Here is an 18,676-nt window from a genome sequence, read left to right as displayed (position 1 = left end):
CCATGCCGTCCGGTACCTACCTGCATCTGGACGAGGGGGTCGAGGAGCGCTTCCAGTGCGCTCCCGGCCCCGGCGGCTGGCGGTACGTGTCCCAGTGCTCGGACGGCCGGCGCCTCGACCTCGTCGTCGACTCGCGCTGGCGGCAGATCCGCGTCGAGCTCGTCACCCCGGGCTGGTGGCTGCGCGGCGGCGTGACCGGCCCGGACCTGGCGTGGGTGCGCGCCGCGTCCGGGGAGGGTTCGGAGCATGCCGAGCGGGCCTACGGGTTCCTGGGCGACTCGCCTGCGTTCTCCATAGCCGTGGCGCGTTCCCTCGCGTTGGAGGAGCCGGGCGCTGAGGTGAAGCTCCGCCTGGTACGGGTGGGCGGCTCCTCGTTGTCGGCACTCAGCGGAGTGTGGCGATGGCGGCTTGCGGAGACGTCCGTGTACGAGACCGACACCGTGCCGTTGCAAGTCTCGGAGTACGAGGTGACGGACCTTTCCACCGGGGAGGCGACCTCGGTCCACGTCGCCGGTGACGTCCTGCTGTCCGGCCCTGATATCGAATTGACCGCGCTGGAATCGCCGCCCAACTTCGTCACCTGACTAGGGGTGCGGGAGGAGTGCCAGTAGGGCTTCTACTGCGGGGGATAGGGGGCGGGTGGTGGGAGTGACGGCGACGAGGGTGCGGTACAGCGGGGGATCGGTCGGGACGGCGGCGACGCGGTCCGTGGCGTTGCGGAGGGCCTGAGGCGGGAGCAGGGCCGCGCCGAGCCCGTGGCCGACGAGTTCCACCAGGTACTGGATGGTGTCGACCTCGGCGACGATCCGCCGGTCGAGGCCAGCGCGAGTGCAGGCGGCGTCGATCTGGGCGCGCAGAGCGGAGTCGGCGCGGTATTCGACGAAGTCGCGGCCCGCGAGCGCGGGATCGGTGAGGCGGACCATGCCGCGCGAGGCCAGCGGGTCGTCGCGGGAAACGGCGAGGACGAGCCGGTCGCCGCCGAGCGGATGCTCGGTGAGCCCGGGCTCGCCGGTCGCCCGGTCGACGAACGCCAGGTCGAGCGTCCCGGCGGCGCGCTCGCCGGCGAGGGCGGCGGCGCCCGCGTGCCGCAGCCGGACGGTGACGCCGGGGTGGCGCCGGTGGTAGCGGGCGAGCAGCGCGGGCAGGTCGAGGACGCCGAGGGTCTGGATCGCGCCGACCGTCAACCGGCCGCGCACGAGGCCGCGCACTCCGGCGACGGCGTCGCGGCCGCTCTCGGCGGCGGCCAGCGCGCGGCGGGCGGACGGCAGCAGAGCGCGGCCCGCCTCGGTCAGCGCGACGCGGCGGTTGGTGCGGGTGAACAGCCGGGCGCCCAGTTCCCGTTCGAGGGCGCCGATCGAACTGGACAGGCTGGACTGGACGATGTGGACGCGGGCGGCGGCGCGGGTGAAGTGCAGTTCTTCGGCGACCGCGACGAAGTGTTCGAGCTGGCGCAGGTCCATGAATCGACGGTAGCGATGATGAGCATCGGATTCATGCGTTGGACTGATGATGGCTCCCTCCGCCACCCTGGGAAGGGTGGTTTGAGTGGAAAGGGAGGATTCATGGGGGCTTGGGGGACGCGGCCGGAGCGGAACGTGCGGGCCGGCATCGGCCCGGTGTGCATGGCGTACGCCTTCTGGGCCGTCATGCTCGGCACGACCCTCGCGACGCCGCTGTATCCGATCTACCAGCAGCGGTTCGGCTTCGGCAGCCTGGTCACGACGGTCGTCTTCGCCGTCTACGCGGCCGGAGTGATCTTCGCGCTGCTGTTCGGCCGGTCGTCCGACGCGCTCGGGCGCCGCCGGGTGATGCTCGCGGGCGTCGCCGTGTCGATGGTCGCGGCGGTGGTGTACCTGGTGGCCGGGGACGTGCCCGTCCTGCTGGCGGCACGGGTGCTGTCGGGACTGTCGGCCGGGGTCGTCACGGCGACCGGGACGGTGACGCTGGTCGAACTGGTCCGGCCCGAGCGGCGCGGCGGGGCGGCACTGCTGGCGGCGGCCGTCAACATGTTCGGGCTCGGCTGCGGTCCGCTGCTCGCGGGGCTGCTCGCCGAATACGCGCCCCATCCACTGGCCGTTCCGTTCGTGGTGGACCTCGTGTTGCTGGCGCTTGCGTTCGTGGCCGTTCTGGCGGCACCGGAGACCGTGCGGGACCGCCGGACCGTATGGCCGCGTGCACAGCGTCCCGCCGTCCCCGCCGAGGTGCGGCCGGTGTTCGTCCCTGCGGCCATTGCGGCGTTCGCGGCCTTCGCGGTCTTCGGCCTCGTCACGGCGGTGGTGCCGGGGATTCTGGTCGGCGTGCTGCACCGCCCGGACCGGGCATTGGCGGGGCTGGTCGTGTTCGCCATGTTCGGCGCCTCCACGGCCGGACAGGTCCTGTTCGCCAAGGTGCCGGAACGGATCGCACTACCGGCGGGGTGCGCGGTGCTCGTCCTCGGGCTCGCCGCCATTGCCGGAGCGCTCTTGGCCGAGTCGCTCCCCTTGCTCGTTACCGGCCCCATCGTTGTCGGCCTGGGCCAGAGCCTCGGTTTCCGGGCCGGCCTGGCCGCCGTCACAGCGGGCACCCCGGCCGCCCAGCGCTCCCAGACGGTGTCGAGTTTCTTCCTCACCGCCTACGCCGGGATCTCCCTGCCGGTGGTCCTGGTCGGCGTCGCCGCCAGTGCCTTCGGGCTGCGCGGTGCCGCAGTGGCGTTCACCGCGGCCGTCGCCGCGCTCGCGCTGGCCGCGCTGGCGGCCCTGCTCCGGCTCGAACGGCGCCGTCCGGCCCCGCAGGACGGGGAATCCGGGCGGAGCCCGGCACCGCACCATGCCGGGCGCTGACCGCGTACTCTCCGATGGTTAGTGTGGTGGCATGCCGAGAGCACCGCTCACCCGCAGACCGCGACCGGGCACGCCGGGACGCTCGCCCCTGACGTGGCTGCCCGACGGGAAACCGGCCGACGTGTACAGCGCCCCATGCCCGTCCCGTGCCGCGCTCGACCGGATCGCCGACAAATGGACGGCGCTGATAGTCGGCGCCCTGTTCGAGGGCACGCGACGCTTCTCCGAACTCCGCGCGGAGATCGACGGCATCAGCGACAAGATGCTCACCCAGACACTCCGCAGCATGGAGCGCGACGGGCTCGTAACCCGGCGCGTCCACCCGACGGTGCCGCCGAAGGTCGAGTACCGGCTGACCGACCTCGGCCGGACGCTCGAAGAACCGCTGGCCGCCGTCCGGACCTGGGCGGAGAAGCACATCAACGAGGTGGAGCGGGCGCGGCTGGAGTTCGACTCCGGTGGGGACGCGCACTTGCAAGTGCGTACTTCCTAATGGTTAGTGACTCTCCGATAGTGGGTGCAACGGCCTCCGCCGGAGGCCGCCCACGAGAGGATGGTCATGGTCCAACCGGCTTCCCGCGCACAGGTCCGCCTTGGCGGTGCCACCGTCACCTTCCTGCCCGACGGTCACGCCAGGGTCGTGCCCACGGCGGTCTTCCCCGCGAGCGCCCCCACCGGCTGGGCGACGCACAGCGAGTTCCTGGACGCCGATGGGCGGCTCCCCATCAGCATCGGCTCGTTCCTCGTCCGCACTGGCGACCGCGTCATCCTGGTGGACCTCGGCCTAGGCGAGGTGGACTTCGAGGTCCCCGACCTCGCGTCGTTCAAGGGCGGAACGCTGCTGCGCAGTCTCGCCGCGGAAGGACTCGCCCCGGAGGACGTCGACACGGTCGTCTACACCCACCTGCACCACGACCACGTCGGCTGGACCACTGATGTGGCGCCCGGCCCCACCCTCCCCGAAGGGAGCGCACCCAGCGGCCTGACGTTCCCCAACGCGCGCCACCTCGTCGCCGAGGCCGAGTGGAAGCACTGGACGGGGACGGCGGAGATCATCGGCCCTGACCCCGTCGCCGTGCAGGGCCCCCTGGCGGGCCGCGTCGAGTTCGTCGAGGACGGGCAGGACATCGCGCCCGGAATCCGCGTCCGTGCGACCCCCGGCCACACGCCCGGCCACCAGAGCCTCGTCGTCACCCGGCCGGGGGACGACCGCCGCCTGGTCATCCTCGGCGACGTGATGCACTGCCAGGTCCAGGTCGCCGAGAGCGACTGGGGGTTCGTCTTCGACGACGCCCCTGCGGAGGCGGCGGCCACCCGGGAGTCGCTGCTCTCCGAACTGGAGGACGAGCGGACGCTGCTGGCCGGCGGCCACTTCGCGGGCCACGTCTTCGGTCGTGTCCTGCCGCCTGTGGCGCGCCGTGCCTGGAGCAGCGCCGCGCAAGGCCGTGTCGCGTAAGGCCGTGTCGCGACTATGGCGTGACGGTGACGGTGTGGGCGGCGGTGTTCGGGTCGGCCCACACGGACAGCACGTGACGGTCGGCGTCCCAGGCCGTCCTCCACTTGCCGGCCGGATCGGTCGAGGCGACCTTCGGGGTGGACGGGAACCAGATCTCCGTTGGGCCCGATACACCGGCCTTGTTGCGCCACGAGACCGTGAGGGTCTGCGAGGAGTACGACATCTTCACCGGGGTGCCCGCTATGGCCCGGGCATAGGGGCGCGCCAGGAGTTTGGCGAACAGCGTTGGATTCCCCTTGCCGTCGGTCACGCCGGAGGAGCCGGGGTCGTTGGACCAGTAGGCCCAGCCGATGCCGAGGTCGTCCGCCATGGAGAGCCAGTCGCCGGTGAAGTCCGCTGCTCCCGGAGCGTCCTGTCCCATCCCGCCCACTTCTCCCAGCCACATCGGGGCGTTCAGGCGGCGCGCCGCAGCGGGCATGTTGCGCTTCCACAAGGCGAACTGTGCCTGCACGAGCAGTTTCGTGGCGCCGTCATAGGAGCCGCCGAGGTCGACGCCACCCGGATAGAAGTGCGGGGCCAGCACGATGTGAGGGGTGCCGGGGCGTGGGTCCTTGACCACACCGATGGACGATTCGGCGCCTTCGTTGGACCCGAGCGCCTGGGGCTCCACGAACACCCAGTTGTCCTTGTCGACCTTCCGGATGGCGTTGACGACGCGCTGGTAGGAGGGGGTGAGGATGGGGCCCTCGAAGAACCCGAACTGCCTCGTCCCGCCGAACGGCTCGTTCATCAGGTCGTAGCCCAGCACGGCGGGGTCTCCGGCGAAGCGCTGCGCCACGTGCTGCCACATCGCCGTGTACCGCTCCATCAGCTCCGGATGCTTCCCGGTGTTGTTCCAGAAGTTGTCGTACGCGCGCAGCACGGCGGGCTGGAGGTAGGTGAGCACCCACGGGTCCTGGGGTGTGCAGGGCAGGCCATCGGTGAAGGTGGCCCAGGCGGGGGCGCCGTTGCCGGCGCCGATGCACGCCGCGGGGCCGTAGATGTCCTGGTGCATGTCCAGGATGACGTGCATGCCCTGCTCCCGGTACCAGGCCACGCGCTCCGCGACGGCGTCGAGATAGGCGTCGTCGTACCGGCCGGGCTCGGGCTCGACGTTCTTCCACTGGATCAGGTACCGGACGGAGTCGGTGCCCATTTCCCGGGCTTCGCGGACGACGTCGTCCCGGCTGATCCAGGGCAGCCCGCCGGGCCCCTTCGCGCTGCTCGCGGTGTTGAGGCCGTGCAGGATGAGCGTCCGGCCCTGGTCGTCGGTGATCGTGGGGAGCGGCGCGGTGTCCGCGTGCGCGGGGGCGCCGGCCGCCGCGGTCCCCGCGGCCCCGGCGAGGGCGAGCGCGGTGGTGAGGGTGATCCGGCCGAGCGCAGTGCGGACGCGCATCCCGCCTCCTGAACGTGAAATTTGTTCGGATATTAGGAGGCGGATCGGGCCCGGGGAAGTCGGAGAAATGCACAACAACCGTGCCGGGATACGGCTGTTGATGACAAAGCGGCGGTCCTGCCGCTGGTCGGACGGCGCTCAGGGACGGCCGGGCGCTGCGGCGTCGCCTACCGGCCCGGCGGTACGCCGCCGTCCGGGTACCGGCCGGGAGGCATCCCCTGCACCGGATACGGGCCGGGTGCATACGGAACGGGCGCATACGGGCCGGGCGCGTAGGGGCCGCCGGGGTACGGGCCTGCCGGGTGGCCCCCAACTGGGTAACCGCCGGTCGGGTAACCGCCTGTCGGGTGCGGGCCCGGTGCGTAAGGGCCCGGCTGTTGCGGCCCTGGGGGCGGCCCCTGCCATCCGGGTGGCGGAGGCTGGCCTGTACCGGCCATTGCCATCGCCGGTACGGGAGCGGGGTCCTGGGTCATGTGCGCCTGCCCGGTGCGGCGCAGCCGGCGGGCGCGGCGCTCGGCGAGGCGCCATTCCTCGCGGCGGCGGCGCTCGGCGAGCACGGCGGACAAAAGGATCTCGGGACGGACGCCTGGAGGCGGCGGTGGGCTGACCACCTCCACGACCTGCGCCGCGATGCGCTGCCCCAGCGAATCGCGGACCTCCGGCAGCAGCTCCCAGAAGCGCGCCAGGTACTGGCGGGCCGTCATCGCCAGCTCGTCCGACAGCATCGACAGCTCCAGCGACCGCCCCCACCAGGCGAGCTGCGGGGGCATGACGGCGACGGGGCCGAGGCGGCCGGACGCGGGGATCCGCTCCTGGATGACGATCGTCCCGGCGAACAGGTCGCCGAGCCGCTTCCCGCGCCGGTTGCAGAACGAGGTGATCAGGGCGGGCGCCCCGTAGAGCGTCCAGAACTCCAGGAAGCCGGCCAGCGCGCGCACGAGCGCCTGCCGGAACCTGATCGGGCCCCCGTCGTCGGCCACGACCCGGATCCCCACGGCCATCTTGCCCAGCGTCCGCCCGCGCGACAGCGTCTCGAACGCGCACGGGTAGCCGACGATCACCGCGACGACGGCGATCAGGGACAGCCCTATCGTCCACGCCTCGTCCGCCACGAGGGCCGTCAGGCCCGCCACATAGAGGGTGACGTTCAGCAGGATGAGCTGGAGCAGCAGATCCAGCAGCAGGGCACAGCCCCGGCTGGCCAGGCGCGCGACACGGATGTCGAGCGCGACGGCCTCGCCGGTGACGAGTTCGGCCATGTCCTGATCCTCCCATGCGGGGCCGGTCCATTTTGCCGCCTTCGCCGGTCGAGGCGTTAGTCTCCCCGGGTGGACGTCGACGCCTATGTGGCCGCGCACAACGCCGACTGGCAACGGCTGGAGCATCTCATCAACCGCGGCCGCAGGCTGACCGGCGCCGAGGCCGACGAACTGGTCGAGCTGTACCAGCGGACGGCCACGCACCTGTCGGTCGTCCGGTCGAGCTCGCCGGACCCGGACCTCGTGGGCCGGCTGTCGTCGCTCGTGGCGCGCGGACGGGCCGCGGTGGCGGGCGCGCAGGCGCCTATGTGGCGCGACGTGACCAGGTTCGCGACGGTGTCGTTCCCCGCCGCCGCCTACAGGATGCGCTGGTGGTGGCTCGGGAACGCGGTGCTCGGCAACCTGCTCGCGCTGGCCCTGGCGATCTGGGTCGTGCACAGCCCGCACGTGCAGTCGAGCATCGGCACGCCGAACGAGGTCCGGGACCTGGTCGAGCACGACTTCGCGAACTACTACACCGAGCATTCGGCGGCGTCGTTCGCCTTCCAGGTGTGGACGAACAACGCGTGGGTGTCGGCGGTGGCGCTCATCTTCGGCATCCTGCTGGGCATCCCGACCGTCTACGTGCTGCTGATGAACCAGATCAACCTCGGTGTCACGGGCGGGCTGATGTTCGCCTACGGCAAGGGCGACGTGTTCTTCGGGCTGATCCTGCCGCACGGCCTGCTGGAGCTGACCGCGGTGTACCTCGCGTGCGCGGGGGGCCTGAAGCTCGGCTGGACGGTCGTGGACCCCGGGCGACGCCGCCGCGGCCAGGCGCTCGCGGAGGAGGGGCGCGCCGCGATCAGCATCGCCATCGGGCTCGTCGCCGTGCTGCTGGTGTCCGGCCTCATCGAGGGCTTCGTCACCGGCTGGGTGCACGTCACCTGGCTGCGCATCACGATCGGCGTCGTCGCCGAGACGGCGTTCCTCAGCTACGTGATCGTGCTCGGGCGCCGGGCCACCCGCCAGGGGGAGACGGGCGACGCCGAGCTCCGTCCGGATCTCGTCCCGGTCGCCGGCTGAGAGCCAAGACGCGGCACCCTCGCAGCGTCCAGCACTGAGACGTCAATCCCGGCGAACCCCCATCAACCGGCAACCGAGCCGCCCGGAGCGGGCGCGCCGGGGCGACTGGCGGCCGTCCAGGCGCCGCTGAGGGCGCCGCTGAGCCGTTCAGAGGCGCCCGGCGGCCTTGAGCGCGAGGTAGGCGTCCGCGAGGGCGGGAGCGATTTCCTGAGGCGGCGCGTCCACGACCTCGACCCCGTGCGTGCGGAGCTCGGCGGTGAGCCGGCGGCGATCGGCCCGGGCCCGCTCGGCGGCGGCCGCGTCGTACACCGCCGCGAGATCGCCGCGCCCGGCGGCCATCTCGCCGACCCGCGGGTCGGCGACGGCGGCGATCATGACGAGGTGGCGGGCGGTCAGCAGCGGCAGCAGCGGCAGCAGGCCCTCCTCGATCGCGGCGGTGTTCAGGTCGGTCAGCAGCACGACCAGGCACCGCTGCCTGACCCGCGCCATCAGCGTCGACACCATGCCCGCCGCGTCGAACTCCAGCAGCTCCGGCTCCAGCGGCGCCATTGCGTGCACCATCGCCGGGAGCAGGTCCGTGCGGGACGCGCCCTCGACGCGCGTACGGACGCGCCGGTCGTAAGCGAGGAGGTCGACCCGGTCGCCGGCCCGCGACGCCAGGGCGCCCAGCAGGAGCGCCGCGTCCATGGAGCAGTCCAGCCGCGGGATGTCCCCGACACGGCCCGCCGACGTGCGGCCGGTGTCGAGCACCAGGTAGATCCTCCGGTCGCGTTCGGGACGCCACGTCCGGACCACCACGTCCGCGCGCCGGGCGGTGGCCCGCCAGTCGATGGAGCGGACGTCGTCGCCGTCGACGTACTCGCGCAGCGAGTCGAACTCGGTGCCCTGGCCGCGGATGAGCGCGACGTGCGCGCCGGTCAGCTCGCGCAGGCGCGCCAGCTTCGCGGGCAGGTGGCGGCGCGAGGGGAACGCGGGCAGCGCCCGGACGGTCCAGGGCGCGGACCGCGACAGCTGCCTGGCGGCCAGCCCCAGCGGCCCCACCGAGCGGACCACGACGGTGACGGCGCGCCGGTCGCCGCGCCGGGTCGGCGTCAGCGCCATGTCGACGCGGCGGCGCTCCCCGGCCGGAACGTCCACGTGCACCATCCGGGGCGCGGCGGCGGCGCTGGGCGGCCACACGTCCCTCAGCCGCGCCTTGAGCCGGCGCCGGCCGAGGTTCTCCACGAGGAGCGTCACCTGCGCCGTCTCGCCGAGGCGGACGGAGGTGGCGCCCGACCTGTGGAACCGCAGCGCCCGCACGTTGCCGGCCAGCGCGAGGTCCGTCACGACGCCGAGCAGCAGGACGCCCCAGATCGCGAGCAGCGTCCACCAGCTCGGCAGCAGGATCGGCACGACCGCGCCGAGCAGCGCCAGCAGCCCCAGGCGTCCGGTGAGCGCCATCAGCGCGGCGCGGGGACGTGAGCGAGGATGCCCTCCAGCACCCCGTCCGCGGTCGCGCCCTCCAGCTCCGCCTCCGGACGCAGCTGCACGCGGTGGCGGAGCGTCGGCCGCGCCAGTGCCTTCACGTCGTCCGGCGTCACGTAGTCGCGGCCGGACAGCCACGCCCACGCGCGCGCGGTGGCGAGCAGTGCGGTAGCACCGCGCGGGGAGACGCCCAGCTGGAGCGACGGGGACTGGCGCGTCGCGCGGCACAGGTCCACGACATAGGCGGCGATCTTGGGATCCAGGTGCACCGCTCGGACGGCGGCGCGCCCGGCCGCCAGCTCGGCGGCGCCCGCCACGGGCTTCACCTCGGACAGGTCGCGCGGATCGAATCCGGCGGCGTGCCGCTGCAGCATCCTGATCTCCTCGTCCCGCGTGGGGACGGGGACGGTGAGCTTCACCAGGAACCGGTCGAGCTGCGCCTCGGGCAGTGGGTAGGTGCCCTCGTACTCGATCGGGTTCTGCGTCGCGCACACCACGAACGGGTCGGGCAGGGGGCGCGCGGCGCCCTCCACCGAGACCTGCCGCTCCTCCATGGCCTCCAGCAGGGACGCCTGGGTCTTCGGCGGAGTCCGGTTGATCTCGTCGGCGAGCAGCAGGTTGGTGAAGACCGGGCCCTCGCGGAACTCGAACTCCGAGGTCCTGTTGTCGTACACCAGCGACCCGGTCACATCGCCCGGCATCAGGTCGGGGGTGAACTGCACGCGCTTGAAGCCGAGGTCGAGGGCCCGCGACAGCGTCTTGATGAGCAGCGTCTTGGCGGTGCCGGGGACGCCCTCCAGCAGCACATGGCCGCGGCACAGGAGCGCGATGACGAGCCCGGTCACCACCGAGTCCTGGCCGACGACCGTCTTGGCGACCTCGCCGCGCAGCGCCGCGAGCGCCGCGCGGGCGGTCTCGGCCTGCCGCCGGGCCTCCTCCGACATGCCCTCGGCTCCGGGCGGGGTGTCGCTCGGCGCGACACCGCCGGGGGACAGCCCGGGCCCGTCGTCCTTCCCGAGGTCAACAGGGTGGTTCACGACTGGCGTACCTGCCTTTCAAGGTCGTCGAGGACGGCGGTGAGGGCGATCAGCCCGGCGTCGTCCAGGGGGTCGGGACCGTACAGGGCCGCGCCGACGTACGCCTCGTCGTGGGCGGTCCGGCGGGCCACGGCCGTGACGATCTCCTGCGCGGCCGCGGGGTCCTGCGCGCTGCTGCGCGGCAGGCCGAGGAGCGGGACGAGGCGCTCGCGGGCGCCTGAGCGCAGCGCGCCCGCGGCCCGGTCCCGGGCACGGGCGGCCCGGTACAGGCGCGCGCGCCCCTCGACCGTCTCGGCGGACCGGACGATCACGGGGAGCGCCTCCGCCACGACGGGGCCGAGGCGCCGGCCCCGCCACAGCGCCACCAGGACGACCGCGAAGACCAGCTCCAGGAAGAACAGCTTGACGCCGAACGGAAGCAGGTCGGTCAGCGACTCCTGCCCCGCGCCGGCGCCTTCGGTGGGCATGTCGGGGGCCAGCCACACCACGGACTGGCGCGCCCCCGCGAGGTTCATCAGCAGCGCGGCGTTGCCCTCTTCCGCGAGATGGCGGTTGGTCAGCGGCGCGCTGGAGCCCAGCACCGTGACGGTCCGGGGACCGTCCTGGACCTGGACGAGCCGCGCCTGATCGTCCGCCCGGTAGCAGACGACGCCGTTGCCGGACGCCTCATAGGTCTGCGACTGGTCGAACGCCACCGTGCCCGCGAGTGTGGCGGCCTGAAGGGAGCACCCGGGTTCGGCCGCATTGGCGAAGCTGGTGCCGTTCATCTCCACGCCGGGCGCCAGTGCCTCCAGTACGGGCGTCGTGGGTTCGACGAGCAGCAGGGCCCCCTGCGTGCCACGCATCCGGTCGATGTCGTTCTGTGTGAGGCGCTCGCTGCGCGTCACCACCATGACGGTGCTGGGGCCGGACCGGTCGACGGCCTCCTCGGCGTGCCTCGCCACCGTCACCGGCGTCCCGTGCTGCTTGAGGATCTCCGCGAGCGCGCGCGAGCCGTCCGTCTTCGGCGAGGTCGGATCGAGCCGTTCCGGGGAGTCGGACGGGCGCAGCGCTGCAAGGATCACCGCGATCACGACCATGGCGAACAGCGCCGCCACGACGCCGCGCGCCGACCGCCAGCGGCGGCCGGCGACCTGCCGGGCGGACGGCTCGCCCTGCGTGCGCCGCCCCTGGGCCGGCGACTCGATCACCATCGCGGGGCCCCGTCCGGGTCGTCGGCGCCGGCCGCCGCCGGGACGAGCCCGTCGGACTCCAGCGGCTTCGGACGCGCCGCGCGCAGCCGCTCGTCCAGCTCCTTGACCTGCCCGTATCCCTCGGCGGTGCCGGGGCGGTCGCCGTACCAGACGTCATCGAAGACCCGCACGCCGGCGCGCAGCGCGTCCGCGAGGTCCGGCACCGCCTCACCGGCCTCCGCCGCCAGCTCGTCCGCCGTGCGGCCGGGACGCGGCGCGAGCACCGCGCGCTCCTCCAGGTCGCGGGCGATGGCGCGGAGCCTCTCCCGGATGGCCTCGGCCCACTGCCCCTCCGCGGCGAGCCGTTCCGCCGCATCGCGGTGGTCGAGGGCCGTCGAGGGCTTGTCCTCCAGGAGCGGGTCCTTCCTGGAACGCGGGTTGCGGCGGTCCCACATCAGCCACACGACGAGCGCCACCGCCACCAGAGCGATCACCACGATGACCGCTATCGAGATCCACCCGCCGCCGTTGCCGTGTGCGTTCGGCTGGGCCGCGTGACTGAACAGGTCGTGGAGCCAGTCGGTGAAGCGGTCCCACACGCGCTCCAGCCAGGACGGCTTGTCCCGCTGGTAGATCTGCTTGTCCAGCTCGCGGCGGGCCATGTCGCGGGCCTCGTCGCGGCCGATCGGATCGAGCATCACGGACGCGCCCCCGCTTCCGGACCGGTTCCCCTCCAGGCGCCCACCGGGCGCGGCCGCCACAGGTCGATGAAGCCTTCCCCATCGACGTCGTCGCCCTGGCCGCCCGTCTCGCCGGGGCCGGAATCGGGGCCGGCGCTAGGGCCGGGGCCGTCACGGCCGGAACCGGCCGCCACAGCGGCGGCGGAACGCCCTCGCGTGCGCAGGTCCAAGTCCAGTCCCTCGCGGCGCATCCGTCGGTCCATGTAGAGCAGCGCGATGACGCCGGCGTCGAACGGCAGCACCACCGACCAGCTGATGATGCGCCCCACCGTGTCGACCGTGAGCGCGCCCATCGTCGACCCGCCGTCCGAGCCGATGCCGAAGAAGAGCAGCTGGATGACCAGGAACGGGATCCGCAGGGCGAAGAACCCCATGAACACCGTGATGAGGATCGCCAGCAGCAGAGTCCCGCAGGTGCGGAGCCACCGGCCCTTGGACAGCACCCGGGCCCGGTTCAGCGCGCCCCCGACCGTCGTACGCTCCAGCACCACGGCCGGTACGGCCTGGACGAGCAGGATGTACGTCCACACCATCAGCCCTATGCCGATGGGGAAGCCGACGACCGCCGCCAGCGCCCCCAGCGCCGGATGCGCGCCCGAGGCCACCAGGAGGATGAACGGGATGATCGGCGCCGTCATCGCCAGGAGCGGCACCAGCAGCACCACCGCCGCCGTGGCGGCGAGGCGGCCCAGCCGTGGCCGGGCATCGCGCCAGGCCTGGCGCGGCGCGATCGGCAGGCCCACCAGCTCCCGTCCCAGGATCGGCGCGAGCAACCCCGACAGGACCAGGATCCCGTAGGCCGACAGCACCAACCCCATGAGCGCGAGGGTCAACTGCGCCCCGAAGGAGCGGATGAGCACCCCTGGCGTGACCTCGTCACGAGCCTCGTTGCCGATGAAGAAGTACGCCGCCACCGAGCTCGTCACCTGGATGACCGTGCTGAACGCCAAGGCGATGCCCAGCGCCGTACGCGGACGGCGCCGGATCCCGGCGATGGCGCCGTCGAGCATCTCCGAGATGGACATGGGGCGGAACGGGACGTCGGCGTCCGCGTCGTCGTCCCAGCCGTCCGGTCCCGGCATGTCGGCTCCCTGCGGTGTTCGGCGGGGGTGTCCCGGCGTGGACGGCCCATGGTGACCGTGGCCGCCGGTCAGGTCATCCTGTCACGGGCGAGCCGCCGCAAATGCCGTCACCGGACCGGTCGATGGCGATCTGTGCCCTGACGGGGCCCCGTACCGGACGAATGCTGCCGATCTCGGTCAACCTGGCATGGGTTTCGGGAGTCCCGTTTACAATCCCGCCCTTGTGTGGGGTGTCGTATAAGGCGCGTATAAGGCCACCCGCCTGCCATGTCGCGCCTTGGCTTGCGCCAAGGGGCCGCCCACCGGATGCCTGGAGGAGTCATGTACAAGGCAAACGCAGGTAACCTTGCACGCCAAGGCATATCTCTCCCTGGCGAGGTGGGGCCGGAGCGTCTCACCCCACTCCACCGAACCCCGACTTTGTGACGATGAGGGCCATGAGAGGACGTGTACTGGTCGTCGACGACGACCTCGCGCTCGCCGAGATGCTCGGCATCGTGCTGAGGGGCGAGGGCTTCGAGCCGTCGTTCGTCCACGACGGCGACAAGGCGCTCGAGGCGTTCCGGGAGACCCGGCCCGACCTGGTGCTGCTGGACCTGATGCTGCCGGGCGCCGACGGCATCGACGTCTGCCGGCAGATCCGCGCCGAGTCCGGCGTGCCGATCGTCATGCTGACCGCCAAGAGCGACACCGTCGACGTGGTCCTCGGCCTGGAATCGGGCGCCGACGACTACATCGTCAAGCCGTTCAAGCCCAAGGAGCTGGTCGCCCGCGTGCGCGCGCGCCTGCGCCGCACCGACGAGCCCGCTCCCGAGACCCTGCAGATAGGGGACATCACCATCGACGTGGCCGGGCATTCGGTGAAGCGCGCCGACCGCCACATCCCCCTCACCCCATTGGAGTTCGACCTGCTCGTCGCGCTCGCCCGCAAACCGCGCCAGGTGTTCACCCGGGAGGTCCTGCTGGAGCAGGTCTGGGGCTACCGGCACGCCGCCGACACCCGCCTGGTGAACGTGCACGTGCAGCGGCTCCGCGCCAAGATCGAGAAGGATCCCGAGCGGCCCGAGATCGTCGTCACCGTGCGCGGCGTCGGCTACAAGGCCGGTCCCGCCTGACCTCGCGGTACCGCACCCCTCGTGACAGCCGGAACGGCACGCCGATGACCGAGAGCACACCACGCCGCCAGGACCCGTCGTGAGGGTCGCCACGACCAGGGCCAAGCGCCTGGCGCGGCGCGGCCTGGTGACGCTCCGGCGCGTCCTGCGCGGCACGGCGCGCCGCGGCTCCGTGCGCTGGCGCCGCTCCATCCAGGTGCGCGTGGTCACCTCGACGCTGTTCATCTCGGCGATCGTGGTGGCCATCCTGGGCGCGTTCCTGATGCAGCAGGTGTCGTCCGCCCTCATGGACGGGAAGGTCAAGGCCGCCCGCCTCCAGCTGGACGAGGGCCTGGCGCAGGTACAGCGGGACCTGGGCAACACGTCCGCCGCCACGGAGGACGGCAGCCGCCTCAACGCGGTGGTGAACCGGCTGAAGGCGCGCAGTGGCCCGTCCGGCCTGTACGAGGTGTACATCCGCGACACCACCGCCGAGTACTTCGACGGGTACGCCACCAACGAACTCCGTAAGGAGAGCGTCCCGCAGCGTCTCCGGGACGAGCTCAAGCACGCCCCCGCCGGGGCGCGCGCCTACACCTACGGCAAGCTCACCTATGTCGGGGGCCATCCGTCCGAGCGCGGCCTCATCGTGGGCGGCAAGGCCGGGCAGTTCGAGCTGTACTACCTGTTCCCACTGGAGCAGGAGCAGAGGACCCTCACCAACGTGAGCCGCTCCATGGTCGGCGTGGGCGTCGTCCTGGTGCTGCTCCTGGCCGCCATTGCCTCCCTGGTGACGCGCCAGGTCGTCATCCCGGTGCGGCTGGCGGCGCAAGGGGCGCAGAGGCTCGCGGCAGGGCGGCTTGAAGAGCGCATGCGCGTGCGCGGGGAGGATGACCTGGCGCGCCTGGCCCGGTCCTTCAACGACATGGCCGCCAACCTCCAGGAGAAGATCGGCGAACTGGAGGATCTGTCGCAGTTGCAGCGCCAGTTCGTCTCCGACGTCTCCCATGAGCTCCGCACGCCGCTGACCACCATCAGGATCGCGGCCGACATGCTCTACGAGAACCGCGACACCTTCGACGACCCCGCCGTGGGCCGTTCGGCGGAACTGCTGCAGAGCCAGCTCGAACGCTTCGAGTCGCTGCTTGCCGACCTGCTGGAGATCAGCCGCCACGACGCCGGCGCCGCGACGCTCGACGCCGAGTCGCTCGACATGCGCGACCTGGTGCTGCGCGTCGTCGGCGACATCCAGGGCCTCGCCGAGCGCAAGGGCAGCAAGGTCGTCCTGCAGCTGCCGGGCGAGCCGTGCATGGCCGAGGTGGACCGCCGCAGGGTGGAGCGCATCCTGCGGAACCTCGTCGTCAACGCCGTCGAGCACGGCGAGGGCGAGGACATCGTCGTGTCGGTCGCCGCCGACCGCGACGCCGTCGCCGTCGCCGTGCGGGACCACGGCGTCGGGCTCAAACCGGGGGAGGGGCAGATGGTCTTCGACCGCTTCTGGCGTGCGGACCCCGCGCGCGCACGCACGACCGGCGGCACGGGACTGGGGCTGTCCATCTCCCGGGAGGACGCCCAGCTCCACGGCGGCTGGCTGCAGGCATGGGGCGAACCCGGTGTCGGCTCCCAGTTCCGGCTGTCGCTGCCCCGCGTCGCCGGAGCCGAGCTGCGCGGATCACCCCTCCCGCTCGTCCCGCCCGGAGCGGGCGATGCGCGGCCCCTCTTCGCCGAACTGGAGGCAGGGGATTGACCGGCGACCGCCGCGCAACGCGCCGCCTCCACGCCGGGCGGGTACGGCCCGCCGTCGCCGTCGCGGTCGTCCTGGTCCTGTGCATGACCGGATGCGCCAACGTGCCCACCGGCGGCCAGGTCGTCACCGGCAAGCCCGCGGAGAAGGCCGAGCGCGTGGACGACCCGTACGTCCGCCTGATCCCCGTGAGCCCGCAGCCGGACTGGACGCCCACCCAGGTCGTCTCCGGCTTCCTCACCGCCTCCGCGAGCTTCGACGACGGCCACAAGGTCGCCAAGGAGTACCTGAGCACCCCCAACGCCTGGGACCCCGGCCTCAGGCCGTACGTGGACGTCCTGACCAGCCGCCTGGTCGACCCCCATGTCGAGCAGACGTCCGCCAACCGGGCCACCGTCCACGTCACCGGGGACCAGCTCGGCGCCATCGCCTCCGACGGGCAGTACACGGCCGCCCCCAAGAGCTTCGACGTCAGCTTCCAGCTCGCCAAGACCCAGCAGGGCGTCTGGCGCATCACCGGCCTTCCCGGCAACGACAAGGAAGGCCTGCTCCTCACCAAGGACGACGTCGAACGCGCCATGCGGACCGTCAACCTGTACTTCTTCGCGCCGGACCAGCACACCCTCGTCCCCAACGGCATCTTCCTGCCCGTGGTGGACCGGGAGACGCTGCCCACTCAGCTCGTCCAAGCCCTGCTGTCCGGGCCCACCTCCTGGCTGGACGGGGCCGTGCAGAGCGCCTTCCCCAAGGGGACGAGGCTGCGCGGCGGCAATGTCCGCATCGACAAGGACCTCGCGATAGTCGACCTCACCCAGGAGGCCCGCGGCGGCAACGTGGAGCGCATGTCGGCACAGCTCAGCTGGACGCTGCGGCAGCTCTCGGAGATCAAACGCTGGCGCCTGCAGATCGACGGCGAGACCGTCACGCCCGACGGCACGGACTCCACCCAGTCGGTGCACGCCTGGGACGGCAACTCGCCCGACGGGCAGGACCCCGACGAGCAGATCCGCCAGACCGCCTATGTCGCCGGATCGTCCGGCTTCATCGGCACCCTCCAGGGCGACCGCGCCCAGCCCGTTGTGACGGGGCCCGCCGGGCGGCTGTCCCACCCCGCCGTCTCGCCGAACTACCAGGAGCTCGCCGGGCTCAGCGCCGAGGGCGACCAGCTCGTCACCGCCGGGCCCGTCGCCGGAAGCCCGACCGCCCGCGTCGTGCTGAACGCCCATCGCGGCGCCCGGTTCACGGCCCCCTCGTGGAGCCGCGACGGCAGCCTGTGGACGGTGGAGAGCACGACGAAGGCGTCCTGGCTGTGGGTGCGGCGTCCCGGCAAGGCGCCCGTGCGAGCCGCCCACTGGGGCCTGGCCGGACGCCAGGTGCTCGCCTTCCACGTGGCCCGCGACGGTGTCCGCGCCGCCGTCATCGTCCGCATCGACGGGCGTCCGGAGGTGCAGATGGGCCGGATAGCCGTAGGCGCGGGCGGCGCCCCGGACGTCGGCTCGTTCCTGCCCGTCTCGTCCGAGCTGCAGACCGCCGTCGACCTGGCGTGGCGCGACTACGACACCCTCGCCGTGCTCGGCCGCGCCAAGCGCGACTCCCCGACGCTGCCGTACCTGATGCCGGTGAGCGGCAGCGCGATCACCTCCCTGGGCGTCGGCGCGCTCGGCGAGCCCCGCACCATCGCGGCGGCCCCTGGGGCCCCTGTGCTGATCGGCACCAGTTCGTCCGGCAAGGACCAGGTGTGCCGTCAGCGCCCGCCGATCACCTCCTACAGCCCCTGGATCTGCCCGACCCCGGCACGGGACCCGAGCTACGCCCGCTGAGCCGGACGCGGAGCTGTGGATAACTTCGCGGCGAGGTTATCCACATTTCGGCGAGGGGCTTCCGGCCACTGGGCGGGCCGAGCATCGTCGAGGTCATGAGCTTCTTCGGCGACCTGATCGACTTCCTGCTCCCAGAGCGCTGCGCCGGTTGCGGCGGCGAGCCCGTCCTGCTGTGCGGCGGATGCGCGGCCGCGCTGTCCGGCCCTGCCCGGCCCACGCGTCCGGCGCCCGCCGGCCTCCCGCCTCCGTGGACGGTCGCCGCGTACGACGGCCCGGTCCAGAAGATCTTCTCGGCCTACAAGGAGCACGGCCGGACGGCGCTCGCCGTTCCGCTCGGGGAGGCTCTGGCGAGGGCGGTCGACGCGGCGGTACCGGAGGCGTGGGACGGCGGGACGCCGGGCGGGCCCGGTCCGCCGACGGGCGCCTCGGCGGCGTCGCAAGGGGAGACCCCGGTCGTGTGGGTCCCGTCGCGGCGGGGCGCTGCGCGGC

The 18,676-nt window shown here is 72.6% G+C and carries 17 protein-coding genes; 9 read left to right on the top strand and 8 right to left on the bottom strand.

Annotated features, from left to right (window positions below):
• The first annotated feature begins 2 nt into the window (after positions 1-2).
• Positions 3-584, top strand: coding sequence for a hypothetical protein (locus ABD296_RS08865; protein WP_344263492.1), 582 nt, complete (start codon positions 3-5; stop codon positions 582-584).
• On the opposite strand, the gene ABD296_RS08860 is transcribed toward ABD296_RS08865, so the two are convergent.
• A complete protein-coding gene (locus ABD296_RS08860) occupies positions 585-1,460 on the bottom strand; it encodes a LysR family transcriptional regulator (RefSeq protein ID WP_344263490.1) in 876 nt (291 codons plus the stop codon). It lies immediately after the preceding gene.
• Positions 1,461-1,562: 102 nt separating this feature from the next.
• On the opposite strand from ABD296_RS08860, the gene ABD296_RS08855 reads away from it, so the two are divergent.
• The 3 genes from ABD296_RS08855 to ABD296_RS08845 all read left to right on the top strand — a co-directional run bounded on the left by ABD296_RS08855 (position 1,563) and on the right by ABD296_RS08845 (position 4,275).
• Positions 1,563-2,819, top strand: coding sequence for an MFS transporter (locus ABD296_RS08855; protein WP_344263488.1), 1,257 nt, complete (start codon positions 1,563-1,565; stop codon positions 2,817-2,819).
• A gap of 31 nt (positions 2,820-2,850) precedes the next feature.
• The gene (locus ABD296_RS08850) at positions 2,851-3,312 is read left to right on the top strand and encodes a winged helix-turn-helix transcriptional regulator (protein WP_344263486.1); all 462 of its coding nucleotides are present in this window, start codon (positions 2,851-2,853) and stop codon (positions 3,310-3,312) included.
• A gap of 66 nt (positions 3,313-3,378) precedes the next feature.
• Positions 3,379-4,275: an MBL fold metallo-hydrolase gene (locus tag ABD296_RS08845; protein WP_344263484.1), complete on the top strand. Its 897-nt coding sequence runs from the start codon at positions 3,379-3,381 to the stop codon at positions 4,273-4,275.
• Between the two features lie 13 nt (positions 4,276-4,288).
• Here the strand turns inward: ABD296_RS08845 and ABD296_RS08840 are convergent, their stop codons facing one another.
• Positions 4,289-5,710, bottom strand: coding sequence for a cellulase family glycosylhydrolase (locus ABD296_RS08840; protein ID WP_344263482.1), 1,422 nt, complete (start codon positions 5,708-5,710; stop codon positions 4,289-4,291).
• 167 nt (positions 5,711-5,877) lie between these two features.
• Positions 5,878-6,969: an RDD family protein gene (locus ABD296_RS08835; RefSeq protein WP_344263480.1), complete on the bottom strand. Its 1,092-nt coding sequence runs from the start codon at positions 6,967-6,969 to the stop codon at positions 5,878-5,880.
• A 69-nt stretch (positions 6,970-7,038) separates the two neighbouring features.
• Here ABD296_RS08835 and ABD296_RS08830 point away from each other — a divergent pair, with 69 nt between their 5' ends.
• Entirely contained in the window at positions 7,039-8,034 is a 996-nt protein-coding gene (locus tag ABD296_RS08830) for a stage II sporulation protein M (RefSeq protein ID WP_344263478.1), read from the top strand.
• 147 nt (positions 8,035-8,181) lie between these two features.
• On the opposite strand, the gene ABD296_RS08825 is transcribed toward ABD296_RS08830, so the two are convergent.
• The 5 genes from ABD296_RS08825 to ABD296_RS08805 all read right to left on the bottom strand — a co-directional run bounded on the left by ABD296_RS08825 (position 8,182) and on the right by ABD296_RS08805 (position 13,529).
• A complete protein-coding gene (locus ABD296_RS08825) occupies positions 8,182-9,474 on the bottom strand; it encodes a DUF58 domain-containing protein (protein ID WP_344263476.1) in 1,293 nt (430 codons plus the stop codon).
• Positions 9,474-10,442 (bottom strand): AAA family ATPase, encoded by a 969-nt coding sequence (locus ABD296_RS08820; protein ID WP_344263675.1) that lies wholly within the window; start codon positions 10,440-10,442, stop codon positions 9,474-9,476. The genes ABD296_RS08825 and ABD296_RS08820 overlap by 1 nt, the downstream gene beginning before the upstream one ends.
• 89 nt (positions 10,443-10,531) lie before the next feature.
• Positions 10,532-11,728, bottom strand: coding sequence for a DUF4350 domain-containing protein (locus ABD296_RS08815; protein ID WP_344263474.1), 1,197 nt, complete (start codon positions 11,726-11,728; stop codon positions 10,532-10,534).
• Complete coding sequence (locus ABD296_RS08810) at positions 11,722-12,405, bottom strand: DUF4129 domain-containing protein (RefSeq protein WP_344263472.1); 684 nt, start codon at positions 12,403-12,405, stop codon at positions 11,722-11,724. The genes ABD296_RS08815 and ABD296_RS08810 overlap by 7 nt, the downstream gene beginning before the upstream one ends.
• Positions 12,405-13,529: a hypothetical protein gene (locus tag ABD296_RS08805; RefSeq protein ID WP_344263470.1), complete on the bottom strand. Its 1,125-nt coding sequence runs from the start codon at positions 13,527-13,529 to the stop codon at positions 12,405-12,407. The genes ABD296_RS08810 and ABD296_RS08805 overlap by 1 nt, the downstream gene beginning before the upstream one ends.
• Positions 13,530-13,966: 437 nt before the next feature.
• Between ABD296_RS08805 and mtrA the strand changes: the two genes are divergently transcribed.
• The 4 genes from mtrA to ABD296_RS08785 all read left to right on the top strand — a co-directional run.
• On the top strand, positions 13,967-14,644 hold the full coding sequence (gene mtrA, locus ABD296_RS08800) for an MtrAB system response regulator MtrA (protein ID WP_151538627.1): 678 nt from the start codon (positions 13,967-13,969) through the stop codon (positions 14,642-14,644).
• 79 nt (positions 14,645-14,723) lie between these two features.
• Positions 14,724-16,370, top strand: coding sequence for an MtrAB system histidine kinase MtrB (mtrB, locus tag ABD296_RS08795; protein WP_407061454.1), 1,647 nt, complete (start codon positions 14,724-14,726; stop codon positions 16,368-16,370).
• The gene (locus tag ABD296_RS08790; protein ID WP_344263462.1) at positions 16,367-18,187 is read left to right on the top strand and encodes an LpqB family beta-propeller domain-containing protein; all 1,821 of its coding nucleotides are present in this window, start codon (positions 16,367-16,369) and stop codon (positions 18,185-18,187) included. Before mtrB ends, ABD296_RS08790 begins: the two co-directional genes overlap by 4 nt.
• Before the next feature lie 95 nt (positions 18,188-18,282).
• Positions 18,283-18,676, top strand: a 394-nt coding sequence (locus tag ABD296_RS08785; RefSeq protein WP_407061453.1) for a ComF family protein, incomplete at its 3' end; no start/stop codon positions are given.

The organism is Actinomadura napierensis (assembly GCF_039529375.1).
GTDB lineage: Bacteria > Actinomycetota > Actinomycetes > Streptosporangiales > Streptosporangiaceae > Spirillospora > Spirillospora napierensis.
This window is presented reverse-complemented; position numbering and strand designations above follow the sequence as displayed.

Coding starts and splice junctions, on each gene's coding strand:
- ABD296_RS08865 (WP_344263492.1), top strand. CDS start 3: ATGCCGTCCGGTACCTACCTGCATCTGGACGAGGGGGTCGAGGAGCGC.
- ABD296_RS08860 (WP_344263490.1), bottom strand. CDS start 1,460: ATGGACCTGCGCCAGCTCGAACACTTCGTCGCGGTCGCCGAAGAACTG.
- ABD296_RS08855 (WP_344263488.1), top strand. CDS start 1,563: ATGGGGGCTTGGGGGACGCGGCCGGAGCGGAACGTGCGGGCCGGCATC.
- ABD296_RS08850 (WP_344263486.1), top strand. CDS start 2,851: ATGCCGAGAGCACCGCTCACCCGCAGACCGCGACCGGGCACGCCGGGA.
- ABD296_RS08845 (WP_344263484.1), top strand. CDS start 3,379: ATGGTCCAACCGGCTTCCCGCGCACAGGTCCGCCTTGGCGGTGCCACC.
- ABD296_RS08840 (WP_344263482.1), bottom strand. CDS start 5,710: ATGCGCGTCCGCACTGCGCTCGGCCGGATCACCCTCACCACCGCGCTC.
- ABD296_RS08835 (WP_344263480.1), bottom strand. CDS start 6,969: ATGGCCGAACTCGTCACCGGCGAGGCCGTCGCGCTCGACATCCGTGTC.
- ABD296_RS08825 (WP_344263476.1), bottom strand. CDS start 9,474: ATGGCGCTCACCGGACGCCTGGGGCTGCTGGCGCTGCTCGGCGCGGTC.
- ABD296_RS08820 (WP_344263675.1), bottom strand. CDS start 10,442: ATGTCGGAGGAGGCCCGGCGGCAGGCCGAGACCGCCCGCGCGGCGCTC.
- ABD296_RS08815 (WP_344263474.1), bottom strand. CDS start 11,728: ATGGTGATCGAGTCGCCGGCCCAGGGGCGGCGCACGCAGGGCGAGCCG.
- ABD296_RS08810 (WP_344263472.1), bottom strand. CDS start 12,405: ATGCTCGATCCGATCGGCCGCGACGAGGCCCGCGACATGGCCCGCCGC.
- ABD296_RS08805 (WP_344263470.1), bottom strand. CDS start 13,529: ATGCCGGGACCGGACGGCTGGGACGACGACGCGGACGCCGACGTCCCG.
- mtrA (WP_151538627.1), top strand. CDS start 13,967: ATGAGAGGACGTGTACTGGTCGTCGACGACGACCTCGCGCTCGCCGAG.